The sequence below is a fragment of the Agrobacterium vitis genome (assembly GCF_037039395.1).
Lineage (GTDB): Bacteria > Pseudomonadota > Alphaproteobacteria > Rhizobiales > Rhizobiaceae > Allorhizobium > Allorhizobium vitis_E.
Genome location: NZ_CP146242.1, coordinates 2987132 through 3005252 on the forward strand (window position 1 = coordinate 2987132; position 18121 = coordinate 3005252).

The following is an 18121-nucleotide window of genomic DNA, read 5'->3' on the forward strand; positions in this document are numbered from 1 at the left end:
GAGAGATTGATGAGTGGGCATTCCAGTTACCAGCCTTCGAGCGGGCTGACACGGTGGATCGATCAGCGGCTACCCTTGCCGCGCTTGGTCTATGATAGTTTCATTGCTTTTCCCGTACCGCGCAATCTGAACTACGCCTATACATTCGGCGCCATGCTGGCCGTGATGCTGGTCGTGCAGATCCTGACTGGCGTCGTGCTGGCCATGCATTATACCGCTGAAACCACTGTTGCTTTCAACTCCGTCGAAAAGATCATGCGCGACGTCAACCATGGCTGGCTGCTGCGCTATATGCATGCCAATGGCGCGTCCTTCTTCTTCATCGCCGTCTACCTGCATATCGCCCGCGGTCTTTACTATGGGTCCTACAAGGCGCCACGCGAAATCCTTTGGATTCTCGGTGTGGTGATCTTCCTGCTGATGATGGCGACTGCCTTCATGGGCTACGTTCTGCCCTGGGGCCAGATGTCCTTCTGGGGTGCGACTGTTATCACCGGCTTCTTCTCGGCCTTCCCTTGGGTGGGTGAGTGGATACAGACCTTCCTGCTTGGCGGCTTCGCCGTTGACCAGCCGACGTTGAACCGCTTCTTCTCACTGCATTACCTGCTGCCCTTCATGATCGCAGGCGTGGTTATCCTGCATATCTGGGCACTGCATGTCACCGGGCAGACCAATCCTACCGGGGTTGAGGTGAAGTCAAAGACCGACACCGTGCCGTTCACGCCCTATGCGACGCTGAAGGACGCCTTCGGCGTGTCGATCTTCCTGATCGCCTATGCCTGGTTCATCTTCTACATGCCGAACTTCCTCGGCCATCCCGACAACTACATCATGGCCGATCCGTTGAAGACCCCGGCGCATATCGTGCCTGAATGGTACTTCCTGCCGTTCTACGCCATGCTGCGTGCCATTACCTTCAACGTGCTGTTCATCGATTCCAAGCTGGGTGGCGTGTTGGTGATGTTCGGGGCGATCATCGTCTTGTTCTTCCTGCCTTGGCTGGATACGTCCAAGGTGCGTTCCGCCGTTTACCGTCCCTGGTACAAGCTGTTCTTCTGGATCTTTGTCGCCGATTGCATTTTGCTGGGTTGGCTCGGTTCACGTCAGCCGACGGATACATTCACCACCATGGCACAGTTCGGGACGCTGTATTATTTCGGCTTTTTCCTGGTGATCATGCCGCTGCTCGGTCTGCTGGAAACGCCAAGGCGCGTGCCGAACTCCATTACCGAGGCTGTTCTGGCCAAAGCCGGCAAAACCGAAGCGCATGTCTGAGACAGGCAGGGAGAGGATAAACTCAATGAAGAAGCTTGCCACAAGCCTCCTGTCGCTGGCATTCGCCACCGGTCTCGGCTTTTCCGCAGCGCTTGCGCAGGAACATGCGGAAGGCGAAACGCCCCATTACCCCATTCATAAGCCAGCCCCGGTGGAATGGAGTTTTTCCGGGCCTTTCGGTAAATATGACAAGGGACAATTGCAGCGCGGACTGAAGATCTACAAGGAAGTCTGTTCCGCCTGCCATTCCATGAACCTGGTTTCCTTCCGCACGCTGGAAGGCCTTGGCTATTCGGAAGCGCAGGTGAAGACCTTTGCCGCCGAATACGAAGTGCAGGACGGGCCGAACGCGTCAGGCGAAATGTATACCCGCAAGGCCGTGCCTTCGGATCATTTCCCGTCGCCCTTCCCCAACCATGAAGCCGCCGCTGCCGCCAATAATGGCGCCGCACCACCGGACATGTCGCTGCTGGCCAAGGCACGCGGCATCGAGCGTGGTTTCCCGACCTTCATCTTTGATATCTTCACGCAATATCAGGAGGGCGGGCCGGATTATATCCACGCGCTGCTGACCGGCTATCAGGACCCGCCAGCTGGCGTGACGGTGGCCGAAGGCACCCATTATAACCCGTATTTCTCTGCCGCCTCGGCACTTGCCATGGCGCCGCCGCTCAGCGAGGGGCAGGTGACCTATGACGACGGCACGCCGCAGACGGTCGATCAATATGCCAAGGACGTCTCGGCCTTCCTGATGTGGGCTGCCGAGCCGCATCTGGAAGAACGCAAGCGCACTGGCTTCATGGTCATGGTTTTCCTACTGATTTTCTCCGGCCTGGTCTACCTGACCAAGAAATCGGTCTATGCCAGCAAGGGGCATTGATTGACCCTTGGGGATTGTTCCCTGGCGTGACGCAATTTCGAAAAGGCGGCTTTCGGGCCGCCTTTTTCGTTGGCCGTAACGGCGATCAATAGAAAGACAGTTGCGTCGCGATCATATTCCCGCTGGACAGCGTCTTAAATCGATTCCGATTTCAAACATTATGCAGTAGGGTCCGGCGCAAAGAGAGTTTGTCAGGGAAAAATGGTCACCGGTTTTCTCAAAAAGACAAACGTCAACAAGTGAATCTAGAGCCTGTCTGGTTCCATCTGAACCTGACTGACTTCAGGAATTCCGTCACTTCGGGCAGACTATGACACAGATTTCCCAGGAACTTTCCGCCGCCATCCGCTCCATTCCGGATTATCCGAAGCCCGGCATCGTGTTTCGCGATATCACCACGCTGCTCGGCAATCCACGCGCTTTTCGTCGCGCCGTCGATGAGTTGGTGCAACCCTATGCCGGGTTGAAGATCGACAAGATCGCCGGCATGGAAGCACGTGGCTTCATTCTGGGCGGGGCGGTTGCGCATCAGCTATCTGCCGGTTTCGTGCCGATCCGCAAGAAGGGCAAGCTGCCGCATACTACGGTGCGGATCGCCTACAGCCTGGAATATGGCGTGGACGAGATGGAAATGCATATCGATGCCGTCCAACCCGGCGAAAAGGTCATTCTGGTCGACGACCTGATCGCCACCGGCGGCACCGCCGTCGGCGCAGTGCAACTGCTGCGCCAGATCGGCGCCGACGTCGTCTCCGCCTGCTTCGTCATCGACCTGCCGGATCTCGGCGGCCGCAAGAAGCTGGAAGCGCTAGGTGTTGAAGTGCGCACGCTGGTGGAATTTTCCGGGCATTGATCTTTATTGAACCGAAACGACGGATGCCGCGATGGATCACGATCTTCTAGCTCATTTGCCGCTGCGCAAAAGGCGGGAGCTGGATCGTGTCTTGAAAATTCTCTTCGAGGAATTCGACGAGGCACAGAAGGGTCGGCTTTCGGCCAAGAACAAGGGCGGCCAAATTCTCAAGGTCCTCCTGTTCGGCTCCTACGCGCGTGGCAACTGGGTCGAGGACCATGCCAGCGGCTACTACTCGGATTACGATATACTGATCGTGGTCAACACGGAGACCTTTGCCGACGAGGATGAATTCTGGCGCACCGCCCATGACCGCATCATCCGCGAAGAGCAGGTCACCAAGCGCCTGAAAACCCCGGTAAATTTCATCGTCCATTCGCTTCATGACGTGAACGACAAGCTGGCCCAGGGACTGCCGTTTTTTGTCGATGTTATCAGCGATGGCATTCCTCTTTACGAGGTGCGGGGTTATGGCTTTGCTGAACCGAAGCCGATCACTGCCGAAGAGAGACAAGCGCGGGCGCAAGCCTATTTTGATGATTGGTTTCCGAGCGCTGTCTATAATGTGACACTGGCGGGCTATGCCAGTAAGGACATGCAGCTCAAACAGGCGGCTTTCAACCTCCATCAGGCCACGGAACGCTTTTATCACTGCGTCATGCTGGTTTTCACTCTCTATAGCCCGCCGCTTCACAGTCTTCGGAAGCTCAGGCCTCTGGCTGAAAGCTATGACGCCCGTCTTCGAGACGTCTGGTCGCCGAAAAACCGCTTGGCACGTCGTTGTTTTGACCGGCTGCATCGCGCTTATGTCGAGGCGCGTTATTCCACCCAATACAAGGTGACCTCTGAAGAGCTTGACTGGCTGTTCGATGCGGTCACACGATTGCAGACGGCTGTAGAGATGGTTTGCCGTGAAAGACTGGCCGCCGCCGAATAGCCAGCGTTGTTTATTTGCTTCGCGTCAGCGCTCGGCCAGCGCCAGTCTGACGCTCATCAACAGGAATGCGGTAGAAAATCCTTTGTAGAGCGTTTTGACCGTTCTTGGCTTTGAGAGGATATGCTTGCGCAATCCGCTTGCCATCCATCCATAGAGGGCGAAGACGATGAATGTCATCGCCATGAACAGGCTCGAGCAGAGGACGAATTGCCTGATGGCCTGCGGGGCCTTGCCATCAACGAATTGCGGCAGGAAGGCCAGGAAAAACAGCGAGAGTTTCGGGTTCAGCAGGTTGATCAGCACGGCCTTGCCGATGATTCGCAAGGCATTGTACGGCTGGCTTTGCTCCTGGCTCATCTCGATTTCGCCGCCGCGCCAGAGGCTGGCTGCCATATAGAGCAAATAGACGACACCGCCGATTTTGACCGCTTGGAAGAGGGTTTCATTTGCGGCCAGTATCGCTGCCAGGCCAAAACTGGCTGCTGCCATATGCGGAAGAATGCCGAGCGTGCAGCCGAAGGCGGCAATGGTTGCGGCTCGCCATCCGCCGGACAGTGCGACAGTCAGAGTGTAAAGCGCTCCGGTTCCGGGTGTTGCAACGATGATGAGGGATGTCAGGTAAAAATCGAGAGGCATGATGAGCGACCGCGCTGTGTTGATCCTTGCGCCATTTGATCACCGCTTGCCCGTCCGGTCTTGAATGGAATTGCAGGTTTCTCTCAGGCCTGAAAAGCCGCAGGTGTGAGGCCATATCGGCGTTTGAATTCTCGCGTCATATGGCTCTGGTCGGCATAGCCGCAGGTAGCGGCGATGTCGGCAAGGCTGCTCTTACCCGATAGAATCAGGCGGCGGGCCTGGTTGGCGCGCTGCTGCAGAATATAGGCATGGGGCGTCAGCCCGGTCATGGCCTGGAAAGCCCGCAGCGTTTGGAATCGGCTGGCATTTGCGACAGTGGCCAAGTCCTGGAGGGATGGATTTGCCGCCGGGTCGTCACAGATCATCTGCCTGACCCGCTCCATGGGCGGATCGTTCTTCGGCCGCACTGCATTGCTTCGCCAAGAGATCAGTGGCGCCAGCAGGTCAATCAGGGTCTCGTCTTGGGCCAGGGCTGCCGCTGACCCTTTGCCTTCGCGCATGGCTTGAAAGGCACGGTAGAACCGGGTCGCCCAATCCGGCTTGTCGAAGACCGGTCTTTCGAATTCAACCTGTCCGGTCTCGCCTAGATCCGTCTGCATGTCGTTGAGAAACGCCGGCTCCATATAGAGCATCAGCCAATGTCGGCCGTGGTCATCGAGTGGCGCGCCATCATGCACCTCTCCGGGATTGACGGTGATAATGTTGCCGGGCTCAGCCGTCACCTGGCCCCGGCCAGAGGCCGATATCTGCCCGCCATTGACGATCAGCCCGATGCCGAACTCGTCGTGGGTGTGTCGAGAAAATCTGTGTTTACTTTGGGCGCAAACGGCGCGAAGCCGTGGGTCGCTGGGCCGGAATGACTGAAAGTCCTGCATCCGGCCCATCGCCCTTAACCCTTTACCGCCTTGGCAATATCGTCAGCAATTTCTTCCGGTTTGGTGATCGGCGCATAGCGGGCAATCGGGGTGCCGTCGCGTCCAACAAGAAATTTGGTGAAATTCCATTTGATCGCTTCGGTGCCGAGAATGCCGCGGACTTCGTGGGTCAGGTATTTGTAAAGCGGGTGGGCCTCGTTGCCTTTGACATCAATCTTGGCGAACATCGGGAAGCTGACCTTGAAATTCAGGTCGCAGAAACTGGCAATTTCCGCTTCCGATCCCGGTTCCTGGCCGCCGAACTGGTTGCAGGGAAAGCCGATGATGACGAGATCGTCTTGAAAACGCTTTTGCAGGGTCTCCAGGCCTTCATATTGCGGTGTGAAGCCGCATTTGCTGGCGGTGTTGACGATCAGGAGCAGTTTTCCGGCAAATTCGGCAAGCTTGCGCTCCCGACCGGTAATATCCTTGGCTGAAAAGTCATGAACGTTCATTGTCATTCTCCTGTTCGAGCACGGTGCTGACGAAACGCAGCACCGGCTCGCCCTGCTGGTTCATACCCTCGGCAACGCTGGCGTGGAGGTGCCAGCCGGGACGCGACCTGAGCGCACGGCTGTTTTGTGCCGTCAGGCTATAGGTAATGTCGTCCCCGGCATAGACCGGTTTCAGCCACTTCAGGTCGGTAAAGCCGGGCGAGGGGCCAAGCCGTGGCGGTGTCACGCCTTCGGCAATGGCTTTGGCGTTGGCTTCGCCCATGAAGTCGAGAAAGGTTCGCATCCACACTGAACAAGTATGCCAGCCGGAAGCACAGAGACCGCCGAAGACATAGGACTTCGCCGCTTCCGCATCGACATGGAAGGGTTGCGGATCGAATTTTGTGGCAAAGCGGATAATGTCCTCCGCGTTGAAATGGCGGGTGCCGAGCACGACTTTTTGCTCGAAGGGAAACAGGTCGACCATTCTCATGCCACGTCTCCTGCCGGTTGGCGCTGGCGCATCATGGCCGCATTGCGGGCGACGATGACGGTTTCGCCCTTCTGGTTGACCAGTTCATGGCGGCTGGTGATGACACCGATCCCCGGGCGTGAGCGCAATGCACGGGCCTCTTCAACCAAGGAAAAGCCGCTCAGGGTATCACCTGCCAGAACAGGCGTTTTCCACTGCACGAAGTCTATGCCCGGCGCGCCTTCGGAATAGGAGCGAAGGATATAGCTGTCGATCATCATCCGCATCAAAAGCCCGCAGGTATGCCAGCCGGAGGCCGCCAAGCCGCCGAGAATGCTGGCCTCACCGGCTGCCGCATCGAGATGCATCGGCTGCGGATCGAACTCTGTGGCAAATTCGATAATGTCATTTAAGTCCACCGTAACGGGGCCAAGCGGCAGGCGGGTACCAACTGGAAAATCTTCAAAATATAATTTGTCTGTCTGCATGATATCCTCTCTGGGCGTATCCGAACCCTGATAGCGCAGATACAAGAATTTCAATTACGGTGCCGGAGGTGTGCCTGGCGCGGGGTCTGGAGCGGTGCCCGGAATACTGAAAGCATTGCCGTTGACCTTGATCTGGCCGGTGCGATCCGTTTCCACGTGCCAAAGCAGTTGGCCATCATCCTGTGTCTGGGCAAAGCCTTTCGCCATCAGCAGGAAAAATGCTGTCTGGCCAAGCTCTGGCGTTTGCTTGGCATTGGTCTGGAGATAGGCAATGGTCTTGTCGAAATCGCGTGCTGTTACGGTTACGTCGACCAGCGGTTTGTCGTTGCCGGTCAGGGCAAACGTAGTTTTGCCGGTGATTGTTACATCATAGAGCGAAGATGTCAGGCGGGTACCGTCATAGGCAATGGTGGCGATGCCCTCAGGAAAGAAGCGGCGGCTGATTTCGCTCTTTTGCGGCGGTGTCAGCGGCTGGGCGGGATCGTAATCGACATTGTCCATCAGGTAATTGATGCCATCCGCCGCGTTGACGGTGGGCACAATGACCTTGATCTTCGAGGTCTGCGGAATGAGCGGCACATAGGCCGCTGGCACAAGGCCCGCTACCATCTGCGGCTCGACGAGATCCAGGCCGAAGCCGAATCTGGCGCCATTGCTGATGCCGTCAATCATCGTCTCTATGCCGAAACGCTTGGCGGTGAACGGCCCTTGCGGGGTCTCGACCTGTATGTCGCGATAGACCACGGTCTGGGACATGGTCTTGAAAAGGGGGAAATTCGAGCGGAACAGCTGGATCAAGAGGTTCTTGTCAGCCTCATCCATTGGCGGCTTGTTCCAGCTCCTGACCAGGATAGGGATCATTTTCTGGAGCGGCCCGTAGGCAAGGCCCTCGATCTTGCCGGAGCTTTCGCCTGAGCCGACGCGGACACCGACAGGGTCTGCTTTCGGACCCTTTATGGCTTCGACGAGGTTGGTATAGGAACCGGTGCTGGCAATCGTGATCGTATTATCACCGTCCTTCGTCCCTTGAACTGTGGAATTGACTGCATCCAGGCGTATGTCCGTCGAGCTGTCGCCCGTCTGCAATCGCAGCCGCATGTCCTCGGCCTTGTAGGTGCCGGACTGTAGATAGGTGATGGTTGGATCGTAGATGCCCGTCATGCTGTAGGAATCAACCGAAAAGAGAAAGTTGGACTTGGGGCCTTTCTCTTTGGTCTGCCCTTTGACGTCTATCCCACCTGCCTGGTCGATTTGCCACAGGCCACCGTCCAGCGGCCGAATGAGGGAAACGACCGGGCTGATGCCCACGGCCTTGGTGAATTTGATCGCCTCCAGTCCGAAGAGCGCAATGGTATTGACCCGGACCTCATAGGCGCTGTTGCGGGCCCGCACCGTCATGGCGCTCGCATCCTTGACCATGCCGTCCGGCAGGGCGGACAGGAGCTGCTGCTTGAGGTCCTTGGCGCCCTTGGCAGTAATATCGGCGGCGTTTGCCTGCCCATGCACCAGGACAGCGGATAGAAACAACACAGGCACAGACATCGAACGCATGCTTACTCCCCTCGTTTCAGGAGGCGGTAACCCACACCGCTCCAACAGGTTGATATTGCCCAGTTGGCTACCGTTTTAAAGGGCAAAATAAAAGCGGGATGCTTTTGGAAGAGCATCCCGCTTATGATTGACAGTTCGACCGTCGCAAATATGGATCAGGTGTTGAAGCGGAAGTGGATGACGTCGCCGTCATTCACGACATATTCCTTACCTTCGTCGCGGCCCTTGCCAGCTTCCTTGGCGCCGACTTCACCCTTGTAGGTGATGTAATCATCATAGGCGATGGTGAAGGCGCGGATGAAGCCGCGTTCGAAATCGGTATGGATCACGCCTGCTGCGGCGGGCGCCTTGGTGCCGCGCGGAATGGTCCAGGCACGGGTTTCCTTGGGGCCAACGGTGAAATAGGTGATCAGGTCGAGCAGGTGATAGCCCGCGCGGATCAGCCGGTCGAGACCTGCTTCTTCCAGCCCGAGCGCCGACAGAAATTCGGCAGCTTCCTCGTCCGGCAATTGCGCCACTTCGGCTTCGATGGCCGCCGAAATGATCACGGTTTCCGCCCCTTGCGCCTTGGCCATTTCCTCGACGGCTTTGGTATGGGCATTGCCACCCACAGCATCGGCTTCGGCGACATTGCAAACATAGAGGACCGGATGGGAGGTCAGCAGGTTCAGGCTTTTCAGCACCTCGCGTTCTTCAGCATCGAGGCTTGCCAACAGCAGGCGGGCGGGCTTGCCTTCCTGCAACAGCTTCAGCGCGCCATCCATGACAGGCAGCAGCGTCATCGATTCCTTGTCCTTGGAGGCGGCGCGCTTGCGGGTTTGCTCGGTGCGGCGCTCCAGGCTTTCCAGATCGGCCAGCATCAGCTCGGTTTCGATGGTTTCGGCATCGCCCACCGGATCGATCCGGCCTTCGACATGGGTGATGTCGTCATCTTCGAAGCAGCGCAGCACATGCACGACGGCATCGACTTCGCGGATATTGGCGAGGAACTTGTTGCCGAGGCCTTCACCCTTGGAAGCGCCACGCACCAGACCGGCAATATCCACGAAGGAAATCCGGGTCGGGATGATTTCCTTGGAACCGGCAACGGTTGCCAGCGTCTGCATGCGCGGATCGGGCACGGCCACTTCGCCGGTATTTGGCTCGATGGTGCAGAAAGGATAGTTGGCCGCCTGGGCTGCCGCCGTCCTGGTCAGCGCGTTGAAAAGGGTGGACTTGCCGACATTCGGCAGTCCCACGATACCGCATTTGAAGCCCATGGGTGTTTTCCGTGCTCAGTAAAGGTTTTGTTGCCTTGCCTATGGGGGAATGGAGCGGCCCGGTCAAGGCTTTGCCGCTTCTTGGCGCCAATTGCTTGAAGCCGGGAGCGGTTCGCATTATGGTAACGCGAGCGTGTGCCGATGGGAGTTGCCAATGCCTCAAAAAGTCATTGTCGGGCAGCCAAAGGTCAAAACCAGGCCAAAGCTGGAGCAGCCCAGGCTCTACAAGGTCATTCTGACCAATGATGATTACACCCCGCGCGAATTCGTGACCATCGTGCTGAAAGCCGTGTTCCGGATGAGCGAGGAAACCGGCAACCGGGTGATGATGACCGCCCATCGCTTCGGTTCAGCGGTGGTGGTGGTCTGCACCCGCGACATCGCCGAGACCAAATCCACTGAGGCCAATGATCTGGCCAAGGAAGCAGGGTTTCCGCTGCTGTTTACCATTGAGCCGGAAGAATAGGCATCACTTGCGGCGGATCTGATAGCCGGTCTTGTTCTGGAGAAAGCCGCAGGCTTCGTAGAAGCGGTGGATTTCGGGACGTGTGCTGCCTGTCAGCAGCATGACCTTGTAGCAGTCAGCATTCCAGGCGGCGTCGATGGCATGGAGAACGACCGCTCGGCCATAGCCCTTGCCTCGATGGCTCTCGGCACTTACGACATTCTCGATTAGCGCATAGGGGCGGCAACCACGCGTCAGGTTGGGGGTTACCAGCAAACTTGCCGTTGCTACGGGTCTTTCACGGTCGAGAGCAACGAATACCGTCAGACCCGGATGGGAGAGAATCGCTGCATAGGTGTTATGCACTCGTTCAGCATCGGTAAAATCGTTATTGCTGCTTAAGTCCTTGTAGAGTGACAGCAGGCTTTCCAGGTCGTCTGGGCGGGCGGCTCGAACCGTGATGGGTGGTTTGCTCATCTCAATCCTTCTTAGGCCCAAACATCTTCTTCAGCATCTCCGCCATCGGTCCCGTTTCCGGCAGCTTTTTCGGCTGCACGCCAGTATGGGCCTGATGAATGTGGGATTTCGCAGGCTTTGCCGGTTTGGGCTTTTCTTCTTCCGTCTTGGCTCCGGTGGCGAGCGCCAGTTTGTTCATCAACTGGCTGTCTTCGCCGCGCACCAGCATGTCGGCATTTTCAGCCAATGTTTCCAGCAGCGGGTCGAGCCATTCGGCGTCGAGCTTGCCGAAATCGCCTAGCACATGCGCCTGAACCCGGGATTTATCGCCAGGATGGCCGATGCCGAGCCGCAGGCGGCGGTAGTTCAGGCCGCAATGGGCATCCAGCGATTTGATGCCGTTGTGGCCGCCATGGCCGCCGCCCAGCTTGATACGGGCCTTGCCGGGAAGAAGATCCAGCTCATCATAGATCGCCACCAGCTGTTCGGGGCCTAGCTTGTAGAAGCGCAGCGCTTCACCGACCGATTCGCCCGACAGGTTCATGAAAGTCTGCGGTTTGATCAGCAGAACTTTCTCGCCCGCCAGCGTGCCATCGGCAATTTCGGCCTTGAATTTCTTCGACCAGGGCGAAAAGCCGTGGCGGCGGTGGATGGCGTCGAGCGCCATGAAGCCGATATTGTGGCGGTTGCCGGCATATTGGGAGCCGGGATTGCCAAGCCCTGCAAGAACGATCATCGCATTTTCCACGAACGGTATTTCGGTTGGTCTTCACGACAGCGAAATGCGGACCATGTCAACCCCGATTGCGCGTGCTATTGCGGCTGTAACAGGCCATATTCTCGCGAAATCCTGGCTTGCGTGCCGTCGGCAATCAGTCGATCAAGCGCTTGTTGCATTTGCGCCATCAGGGCGTCGGGCAGGGATTTGTTGCAGGCAATGGCGAATTTCTGCTCGGTCAGCACGAATTGCTGTTCCAGAGGATGCCCTTCCTCCACCAGTTTGTGATAGAATTTTTCCGAGACCGGCATGAGATCGATCCGGCCGCTTTCCAGTTTCTTGATGGTCAGGTCGAGGTTGGAAGCGAGGTCTATCCTCGGAAAACCATGCCGTTCCAGAAGGGCCTGAGTGTAATCGTCGCGCTGGGTGCCGACAATATACTTGCGGGCATCCTCGACATTGCGCACCTGAATGCCGGAGTCCTTGCGGCTCATGATGATATTGCGGTCGATGGCCAGCGGCTCGACCCATTTGAAGCGGCCTTCGCGCTCGGGAATATGGGCTGCGGTAAACACGCAGGTCATCTGTTCGGTTTCGGCCATCGCGATGGCGCGGGCCCAGGGCATCATCTCGATAGTGTAGGGGATCGCCAGATCCTTCATGATCATGACGACCTGCTCGTAGCCGACGCCCTTGTCCACGCCGTTTTCCCTGAAATTGTAAGGGGGGTAGTCTTCCGTGGTGAAGACGATACTGTTTTGCGCCATGGCGGTGGTGGTCATGAACATCACGCAGGATAGGACGGCAAGGCGGAATGCACTTCTTCGACAGCCCATCTTCGGCCTCCTCACGTTGCGTTTGGTTGTACTTGTCCTGCTGAAATTACGGTATTTTTTCTCATTCTACCCCGTGGTCCGCTGCCCAATCCTGGCAATGGGCGTGGCTTTCGGCGGCGTCGTGCCATTGGCCCCGAAACGGGCTTGCAGGTCTTCGAAGGACAATGGCCGGTCAAACAGATAACCCTGGCCGTAATCCACACCGATCGCCTGTAGCGCTCGCCATTGTTCCTTGGTCTCGATGCCCTCGGCCACCACGGTGCATTTCATCTTGTGCGAAATGGCAGCAATGCCTTCGATCAACATGCGGCTGCGCTCGCGCAGATCCGGGGTATCACCGGTCATGGAGCGGATGAAGGACTGGTCGATCTTGATGATATTGACCGGGAAGCGGCTGAGATAGCTGAGTGAGGAATAGCCGGTGCCGAAATCATCCAGCGCGATGCGGCAGCCAAAATCGCCGATCTTCTGGAGGACGGTCTGGATATGCGGACTGTCATGCAGCAGCGTCGCCTCGGTGATCTCGATGATGATCCGCGACGGGTCGATGTTGAAAAGATGCACGGCGCTGCCCAGCCAGACCAGCAGGCTGGCATCGATCTGCGTTGGTGAGACATTCAGCGCCAGATAGGAGGTGGTGTCGCCACTGAGGGCGGAAAGCCGGGTGAAGTGATCGAGAGCCTTGTCGAACACCTGCTTGCCGATATCGTGAATGGTGCCGGTTTCTTCGGCCAGACTGATGATTTCGGTTGGCGCCATGATGCCATGAACGGGGTGGCGCAGGCGCATCAGGGCCTCATAGCCGACCGTCTTGCCGCTTTGCAGGTCGATGATGGGCTGCAAGAAGGCATCGAGCCAGTCATTGCTCAATGCCTGCTCAATCATCCGCTCGATTTCGGCGCGCCGGCGCGTGGTATTGCCGATGCTGTCGTCGAAGATCTGGAAGCCGTTCTTTCCGTCGCGCTTGCGATTATACATGGCCATGTCGGCCTTTTGCAGCAATTCCGTCGCTGTCTCGGCGTGTTGCGGATACAGCGCGATGCCGATGCTGGCGCTCAGCCTCGTAGCGGTGCCCTTGACGATGAAGGGGGTTTCGAAAATCCCGCAAATATCGTTGGCCACGGCGCGGGCGGCTGTTTCGCAATCGTCGGCACGCAGCAGGATGGCGAATTCATCGCCGCCGATCCGGGCAGCCACCGAGTTTTCCGGCAGGAGATAGACGATCATGTCCACCAGAATTTTCAGGGTCGTGTCACCGGCATGATGTCCGAGATTGTCATTGATCCATTTGAACCGGTCGAGATCGACGAACAGGCAGGCAAGCGAACCGCCCTGGCGGTCCGTTGCCTCGATCTGCGCATCCAGTTCGTTCTCGAAGCCCTGGCGGTTGAGAAGCCCGGTCAGGTGATCGGTCAGTGCCTGGCGCCGGTTGCGTGCCTCCGATTGCTTGAGGGCGGTGATGTCAGTCATGACGCTCAGCGAAAGGTTGGACTGCGTCATCGGTGTGGCATTGCCGGATTCGACGACCAGCACATCCATGATCCGTCCGTCGGCGCAGACGAATTTGGTGGTATATTGCTGTTTCAGGCCGGTTTCGCCATCCTGCTTGACTTGCCGATAGGCTTGTCGGGCCTCGATTGTGATCAGACTTTCAAAAGTGAGGCCGATGACATCTTCGCGGTGATAGCCCGTCACCGATGCCCAGTAATCGCTGATGCCGGTAATCCGGTCATCGGCATCGACGGAAAACAGCATGGCGGGCGTGGCGTGATAGATGTCGGTTACCAGACGGTGAGCCTGTTTCAGCTCGATTTCTTCCTGCTGGAGCTTGGATTGCATGGCGTTGAAGCTCTGCGCCAACCGTCCCATTTCATCATTGGAATGCCAGTCGACCGAACGGCGGGAACCAAGCCTGCGCGTCGCTTCGATGGCGGCGGTCAGCTGTGTCAGCGGTCTCATCACCATCATCCGGTTTCCGACGATAGCCGCCAGGATCACCACCAGCATGGCAAGAATGAAAATGGCGATAAACACGCCTTCGGTCCGGCGAATGCTGGCAAACAGGCCATGCTTTTGAAAGGAAAGCGTAATGGTGCCGACGGTTTTCGGTCCGTCCTGATGCTGGTAGATGATGGTTTGCGCCAGGGTGGCAAATGTCTTTTCCGGCACAAATGGTTGCGGCATGTTGATGCGGATATTGCCGGTCAGGTCGGAAACCTCGACCCTGATGACCTCGCCACCGGAAATCAGCGCTGCACTGATCTGGCTTACGCTTTCGGCATCGAAATCCCAAAGCGGCTTGGCGAGTGCCTGGGCATTGGCCGCCAGCAGCATGGCAATGCTGTTTTGCTGGTCGGTTTCGGCCCGCTGCGACGACAGCCAGAGAAACAGCAGAAACAGCGGCACCACGCAGACGAACACCGTTCCGGCCACCAGCGCAAGGAAGCGCTGTTCCACGGACCGGGTCATGGAACGCATCCGACAGTGTGCAAACTCAAATAGCAACCAATAGATGTGATATTAAACATTTTTCCATCGTATTTGCTGAGCGGTGCTGGAAAATGAATAGGGATGAAACAATACAACCCCACGGCCCCTGGTTCTTCTCTTATTTGAGGGCAGGATTCCATGCGATACGTTAACGATGACTGAAGTCGCAAAGAAGAATTGCAACTTTACGCAAAGTTATTTGCGACTTTGGTGCAATGCTACCCGCTATGGGCGCAAATGTCACTATTTGACGGGGCGGGCCAGGGGGCGGACCTGTGTCATAGCTTTTGCCGTAAAGTTTTATCATGAACCGGATATCTGACGGCATAAAAAAACCCGCCCTGTAAGGGCGGGTTTATCGATCGCTCCAACTGAATGGATCGATTATTCTTCGGTCGCTTCTTCGTCGGCAGCGTCAACATCAGGAGCAACGAGAGTTGCGATGGTGAAGTCGCGGTCGGTGATGACAGGGGTCACACCAGAAGGCAGCTTGACGGCAGAGATATGCACGCTGTCGCCGATCTTCAGGCCTTCCAGATCGAAGGTGATGGCTTCCGGAATGTTGTTGGCCGGAACCTGCAACTCGACGTCGTGGCGTACGATGTTGAGGACAGCGCCGGTCTTGATGGCGGACTTCTCTTCATTGACGAAACGGACAGGCACGGCAACCGTGACCTGGCTGTTTGCGGAAACGCGCAGGAAGTCGATATGCATGGTGAAGTCGCGGACCGGATCCAGCTGGTAGTCCTTGGGCAGGACGCGGATCTTTTCGCCGTTGACTTCAATGGTCGCCACCGTGGTCATGAAACCGCCAGCGTGAATACGCTTGGTGACTTCATTGGTGTTCAGGGTGATGGCAATGGGAGCCTGCTTGTCACCATAGATGACAGCGGGAATGAGACCGTTGCGGCGAAGTTCACGGGAGGACCCCTTACCAACCCGTTCGCGCGTTTCGGCCTTGAGCTCGTAAGATGCGTGGCTCATGGCAGTTCCTTTCGATGTTACTGGAGAGTTTCAGCCGGTTTTGTCTTTGAAATTCCGGATTGAAACTGGAAACGGTGCCGGTAAAACCGCACGGCTTCATCCACCTTGCCTCCAAGGGTGTCTAGGCGGACGCGGGCGCTATAGTATGAAAGGGCCGGAAATGCAAGCGAGCACCGGCTTTTTCCGCTTGAACGCGACGGATGCGACCGAGGGCAGGCTGACCTTTTCGTCCGGCCTTTTTCATTGCAGGTTAGCAAGATACGTCAGGACAGGACCAGCGCTTTTGGCCAGATTGGCACTCAACGGAGTCCATGATGACCGAACACAAAACCCATTCCTACGCCCGCCGCTTCAATCGCGTTCTCGATTATATCGACCACCACCTGGATGAGCCGATATCGGTTGAGGAACTGAGCGCGGTCGCTAACTTCTCCAAATTTCATTTCCACCGGCAGTTTTCCAACTACATCGGCGTGCCGGTCGGTCGTTACGTGCAGTTGATGAAGTTGCGGCGGGCCTCGCAGCGGTTGGTCTTCAATCTGGACGCCCGCGTCATCGATGTCGCGCTCGATGCCGGCTTCGACAGCCCGGAAGCCTTTGCGCGCGCCTTCAAGACCGTGTTCGGCCAGACCCCGAGCGATTTCCGCAAGGCCCCGGAATGGGGGGCATGGAGCCTCTGCTACCAATTCCAAAACCGTCACCGTGAAGGAGTAAGCGATATGGACGTTCAGATTGTTACCCAGCCAACGATGCTTGTGGCCGCGCTCGAACATAAGGGCGCGCCGGGGCTTTTGCCGGCCTCGGTGCAGCAATTCATCGGCTGGCGCAGGGAAACCGGCCTTTCGCCGATTGCAACGAACAAGACGTTCGGCATTGCCTATCACGGTCCCGAACTCACGCCACCGGACCAGTTTCGCTTTGATATTTGCGGGACTGTGGTGACAGACGTGCCTGATAACCGACAAGGGATCGTCACAAAGACCATCCCCGGCGGGCGCTGCGCGGTGGCGCATTACCTGGGATCGCGCGATCACATCGACCGGGGCGTCTATTATCTGTATCGCTCCTGGTTGCCGCTCAGCGGCGAGGACCTACGCGATTTCCCGGTTTATTTCGAGTATCTCAATCTTGATCATGATACGCCCGCGCATGCCCATGAGACCAATATCTATTTGCCACTTGCCGACAAGTCGGCCTGAGATGCGGTTGGGTTTACGGTGAGGACCGGCATCGGCGGGGTAATCCGGGAGCCGGTTTTTGCCCGCGCCAATGCCGGGTTCTGCGACCTTCGTCCTGCAATCCCGCCGCTTGGCGACGATTGCCTTGTCGCACGCAAAGGTTCATGATGTACGAAGGGATGTGAATTTGCTTTGGGAGGAGCATATGAGCGTCGGTTACAAACATGCCGATACGGTCTATTCGACAGCGTTGCAGGGATCGAAGGCGGCCAGTTCACCGATTGCCGCTTCCTGGCGGCGTTGCCTCGATGTCCATGGGCTGGACCCTGAACAGGCAGGCACCCCGCGGATTTTGGACGAAACGGCCTTCCGCGAAGCGCGCCAACGCATGGACCACCTGATCGCCGCCAGCGCCGAAGAACTGGACCGGTTGTTTTCGACCGTCGGGCGTTCTGGCTGCTGCCTGGTGCTGGCCGATAGTCATGGTGTGGTGCTTGAGCGGCGTAGCGCGGCTGGCGACGACCGGGATTTCCACAGGCTTGGTCTCTGGCAACAGACGGAATGGAGCGAGGCCAGTGTCGGCACCAATGGCATCGGCACGGCGCTGGCTGACGAGCGCCCGGTCATCATCCACCGCGACCAGCATTTTCTCTCCGCCAATATCGCGCTGAGCTGCACCACGGCGCCAATCCGCGACCATCGCGGCCAGATTGCCGCCGCGCTCGACATTTCCACCTGCCGCCATGATGTGACGGATCTGTCGATGACCATTCTTGCCCAGGCGGTGCGCGATGCCGCACTCCGCGTCGAGGTCAACCTGTTTCGCATGGCCTTTGCGGGCGCGCGGATCGTCATGATTCCCACGGTTGCCAATCCCACCGCATTGTTGGCCGTGGACGGTGACGACCTGGTTCTGGGCGCAACGCGGGCGGCTCGAGTAGCATTGCAGATCGACGATCAGGCCATCGCCGCCGGTCTGCCTGCCGCCGATGCCTTGAAAGAAAAGCGCGGGGAAGAGGGTGACGATCTGCATGAAGCCGAACGGGCGGCGCTGCGCCGGGTCCTGTCGCGCACCAAAGGCAATGTCTCCCAGGCGGCGCAATTGCTGGGCATCAGCCGGGCGACCCTGCATCGCAAGATGAAACGTTTTAATATTCACTAATACACGCAACAGTGTCGCAGGGATGAGACACTGTGCGCTGCGGCATTGTGTGGCGAGGCTGGTATCCGGCCCCGGCCCGGCGCATCTTCCACCTACGGTTCTGGAGTTTGTCAGGGAAAAGTGGAGGACCGGTTTTCCCCTAACGGCAAACGT

Annotated in this window: 19 protein-coding genes; 7 read left to right on the forward strand and 12 right to left on the reverse strand. The window is 57.6% G+C overall.

Annotated features, from left to right (window positions below):
* Positions 1-9: 9 nt before the first annotated feature.
* The 4 genes from V6582_RS16325 to V6582_RS16340 all read left to right on the forward strand — a co-directional run bounded on the left by V6582_RS16325 (position 10) and on the right by V6582_RS16340 (position 3945).
* A complete protein-coding gene (locus V6582_RS16325) occupies positions 10-1275 on the forward strand; it encodes a cytochrome b (RefSeq protein WP_156630937.1) in 1266 nt (421 codons plus the stop codon).
* 25 nt (positions 1276-1300) lie between these two features.
* Entirely contained in the window at positions 1301-2155 is an 855-nt protein-coding gene (locus tag V6582_RS16330) for a cytochrome c1 (RefSeq protein WP_156630938.1), read from the forward strand.
* Positions 2156-2465: 310 nt separating this feature from the next.
* The gene (locus V6582_RS16335; protein WP_156630939.1) at positions 2466-3008 is read left to right on the forward strand and encodes an adenine phosphoribosyltransferase; all 543 of its coding nucleotides are present in this window, start codon (positions 2466-2468) and stop codon (positions 3006-3008) included.
* A 31-nt stretch (positions 3009-3039) separates the two neighbouring features.
* Complete coding sequence (locus V6582_RS16340) at positions 3040-3945, forward strand: nucleotidyltransferase domain-containing protein (protein ID WP_156630940.1); 906 nt, start codon at positions 3040-3042, stop codon at positions 3943-3945.
* Positions 3946-3969: 24 nt separating this feature from the next.
* Here V6582_RS16340 and V6582_RS16345 read toward each other — a convergent pair whose 3' ends face one another.
* The 7 genes from V6582_RS16345 to ychF all read right to left on the reverse strand — a co-directional run bounded on the left by V6582_RS16345 (position 3970) and on the right by ychF (position 9699).
* Positions 3970-4581: a LysE family translocator gene (locus V6582_RS16345; RefSeq protein ID WP_156630941.1), complete on the reverse strand. Its 612-nt coding sequence runs from the start codon at positions 4579-4581 to the stop codon at positions 3970-3972.
* An 83-nt stretch (positions 4582-4664) separates the two neighbouring features.
* Complete coding sequence (locus V6582_RS16350) at positions 4665-5456, reverse strand: helix-turn-helix transcriptional regulator (RefSeq protein ID WP_156630942.1); 792 nt, start codon at positions 5454-5456, stop codon at positions 4665-4667.
* A 14-nt stretch (positions 5457-5470) separates the two neighbouring features.
* On the reverse strand, positions 5471-5950 hold the full coding sequence (locus V6582_RS16355; protein WP_015916712.1) for a glutathione peroxidase: 480 nt from the start codon (positions 5948-5950) through the stop codon (positions 5471-5473).
* Complete coding sequence (locus V6582_RS16360) at positions 5937-6422, reverse strand: MaoC family dehydratase (RefSeq protein WP_015916711.1); 486 nt, start codon at positions 6420-6422, stop codon at positions 5937-5939. The genes V6582_RS16355 and V6582_RS16360 overlap by 14 nt, the downstream gene beginning before the upstream one ends.
* Positions 6419-6889: a MaoC family dehydratase gene (locus V6582_RS16365; protein WP_070148904.1), complete on the reverse strand. Its 471-nt coding sequence runs from the start codon at positions 6887-6889 to the stop codon at positions 6419-6421. Before V6582_RS16365 ends, V6582_RS16360 begins: the two co-directional genes overlap by 4 nt.
* A 54-nt stretch (positions 6890-6943) precedes the next feature.
* Positions 6944-8440: a hypothetical protein gene (locus tag V6582_RS16370; protein WP_156630943.1), complete on the reverse strand. Its 1497-nt coding sequence runs from the start codon at positions 8438-8440 to the stop codon at positions 6944-6946.
* 155 nt (positions 8441-8595) lie between these two features.
* Positions 8596-9699, reverse strand: a complete 1104-nt coding sequence (ychF, locus tag V6582_RS16375; RefSeq protein ID WP_070164190.1) for a redox-regulated ATPase YchF — start codon at positions 9697-9699, stop codon at positions 8596-8598.
* A gap of 154 nt (positions 9700-9853) precedes the next feature.
* On the opposite strand from ychF, the gene clpS reads away from it, so the two are divergent.
* On the forward strand, positions 9854-10165 hold the full coding sequence (clpS, locus tag V6582_RS16380) for an ATP-dependent Clp protease adapter ClpS (RefSeq protein WP_015916707.1): 312 nt from the start codon (positions 9854-9856) through the stop codon (positions 10163-10165).
* 3 nt (positions 10166-10168) lie between these two features.
* On the opposite strand, the gene V6582_RS16385 is transcribed toward clpS, so the two are convergent.
* From V6582_RS16385 to V6582_RS16405, 5 genes are all read right to left on the reverse strand, one after another.
* Positions 10169-10621, reverse strand: coding sequence for a GNAT family N-acetyltransferase (locus V6582_RS16385; protein ID WP_156630944.1), 453 nt, complete (start codon positions 10619-10621; stop codon positions 10169-10171).
* 1 nt (position 10622) lies between these two features.
* Positions 10623-11336: an aminoacyl-tRNA hydrolase gene (pth, locus tag V6582_RS16390; RefSeq protein WP_156630945.1), complete on the reverse strand. Its 714-nt coding sequence runs from the start codon at positions 11334-11336 to the stop codon at positions 10623-10625.
* 77 nt (positions 11337-11413) lie between these two features.
* Entirely contained in the window at positions 11414-12154 is a 741-nt protein-coding gene (locus V6582_RS16395) for a substrate-binding periplasmic protein (RefSeq protein WP_337739187.1), read from the reverse strand.
* A 66-nt stretch (positions 12155-12220) separates the two neighbouring features.
* Positions 12221-14623, reverse strand: coding sequence for a putative bifunctional diguanylate cyclase/phosphodiesterase (locus tag V6582_RS16400; RefSeq protein ID WP_156630946.1), 2403 nt, complete (start codon positions 14621-14623; stop codon positions 12221-12223).
* Positions 14624-15028: 405 nt separating this feature from the next.
* Positions 15029-15628 (reverse strand): 50S ribosomal protein L25/general stress protein Ctc, encoded by a 600-nt coding sequence (locus V6582_RS16405; protein ID WP_156612785.1) that lies wholly within the window; start codon positions 15626-15628, stop codon positions 15029-15031.
* Between the two features lie 314 nt (positions 15629-15942).
* Between V6582_RS16405 and V6582_RS16410 the strand changes: the two genes are divergently transcribed.
* Together V6582_RS16410 and V6582_RS16415 are read left to right on the forward strand one after the other, a co-directional pair.
* Positions 15943-16827 carry an AraC family transcriptional regulator gene (locus tag V6582_RS16410; protein WP_156630947.1) on the forward strand — a complete coding sequence of 295 codons (885 nt, stop codon included), beginning with the start codon at positions 15943-15945 and terminating at the stop codon, positions 16825-16827.
* 184 nt (positions 16828-17011) lie between these two features.
* Positions 17012-17968, forward strand: coding sequence for a helix-turn-helix domain-containing protein (locus V6582_RS16415; RefSeq protein WP_156630948.1), 957 nt, complete (start codon positions 17012-17014; stop codon positions 17966-17968).
* The last annotated feature ends 153 nt before the right edge of the window (positions 17969-18121 follow it).

Excerpts from the sequence above, each read along its gene's own strand:
- V6582_RS16325 (WP_156630937.1), top strand. The coding sequence starts at position 10 with ATGAGTGGGCATTCCAGTTACCAGCCTTCGAGCGGGCTGACACGGTGG.
- V6582_RS16330 (WP_156630938.1), top strand. The coding sequence starts at position 1,301 with ATGAAGAAGCTTGCCACAAGCCTCCTGTCGCTGGCATTCGCCACCGGT.
- V6582_RS16335 (WP_156630939.1), top strand. The coding sequence starts at position 2,466 with ATGACACAGATTTCCCAGGAACTTTCCGCCGCCATCCGCTCCATTCCG.
- V6582_RS16340 (WP_156630940.1), top strand. The coding sequence starts at position 3,040 with ATGGATCACGATCTTCTAGCTCATTTGCCGCTGCGCAAAAGGCGGGAG.
- V6582_RS16345 (WP_156630941.1), bottom strand. The coding sequence starts at position 4,581 with ATGCCTCTCGATTTTTACCTGACATCCCTCATCATCGTTGCAACACCC.
- V6582_RS16350 (WP_156630942.1), bottom strand. The coding sequence starts at position 5,456 with ATGCAGGACTTTCAGTCATTCCGGCCCAGCGACCCACGGCTTCGCGCC.
- V6582_RS16355 (WP_015916712.1), bottom strand. The coding sequence starts at position 5,950 with ATGAACGTTCATGACTTTTCAGCCAAGGATATTACCGGTCGGGAGCGC.
- V6582_RS16360 (WP_015916711.1), bottom strand. The coding sequence starts at position 6,422 with ATGAGAATGGTCGACCTGTTTCCCTTCGAGCAAAAAGTCGTGCTCGGC.
- V6582_RS16365 (WP_070148904.1), bottom strand. The coding sequence starts at position 6,889 with ATGCAGACAGACAAATTATATTTTGAAGATTTTCCAGTTGGTACCCGC.
- V6582_RS16370 (WP_156630943.1), bottom strand. The coding sequence starts at position 8,440 with ATGCGTTCGATGTCTGTGCCTGTGTTGTTTCTATCCGCTGTCCTGGTG.
- ychF (WP_070164190.1), bottom strand. The coding sequence starts at position 9,699 with ATGGGCTTCAAATGCGGTATCGTGGGACTGCCGAATGTCGGCAAGTCC.
- clpS (WP_015916707.1), top strand. The coding sequence starts at position 9,854 with ATGCCTCAAAAAGTCATTGTCGGGCAGCCAAAGGTCAAAACCAGGCCA.
- V6582_RS16385 (WP_156630944.1), bottom strand. The coding sequence starts at position 10,621 with ATGAGCAAACCACCCATCACGGTTCGAGCCGCCCGCCCAGACGACCTG.
- pth (WP_156630945.1), bottom strand. The coding sequence starts at position 11,336 with ATGATCGTTCTTGCAGGGCTTGGCAATCCCGGCTCCCAATATGCCGGC.
- V6582_RS16395 (WP_337739187.1), bottom strand. The coding sequence starts at position 12,154 with ATGGGCTGTCGAAGAAGTGCATTCCGCCTTGCCGTCCTATCCTGCGTG.
- V6582_RS16400 (WP_156630946.1), bottom strand. The coding sequence starts at position 14,623 with ATGACCCGGTCCGTGGAACAGCGCTTCCTTGCGCTGGTGGCCGGAACG.
- V6582_RS16405 (WP_156612785.1), bottom strand. The coding sequence starts at position 15,628 with ATGAGCCACGCATCTTACGAGCTCAAGGCCGAAACGCGCGAACGGGTT.
- V6582_RS16410 (WP_156630947.1), top strand. The coding sequence starts at position 15,943 with ATGACCGAACACAAAACCCATTCCTACGCCCGCCGCTTCAATCGCGTT.
- V6582_RS16415 (WP_156630948.1), top strand. The coding sequence starts at position 17,012 with ATGAGCGTCGGTTACAAACATGCCGATACGGTCTATTCGACAGCGTTG.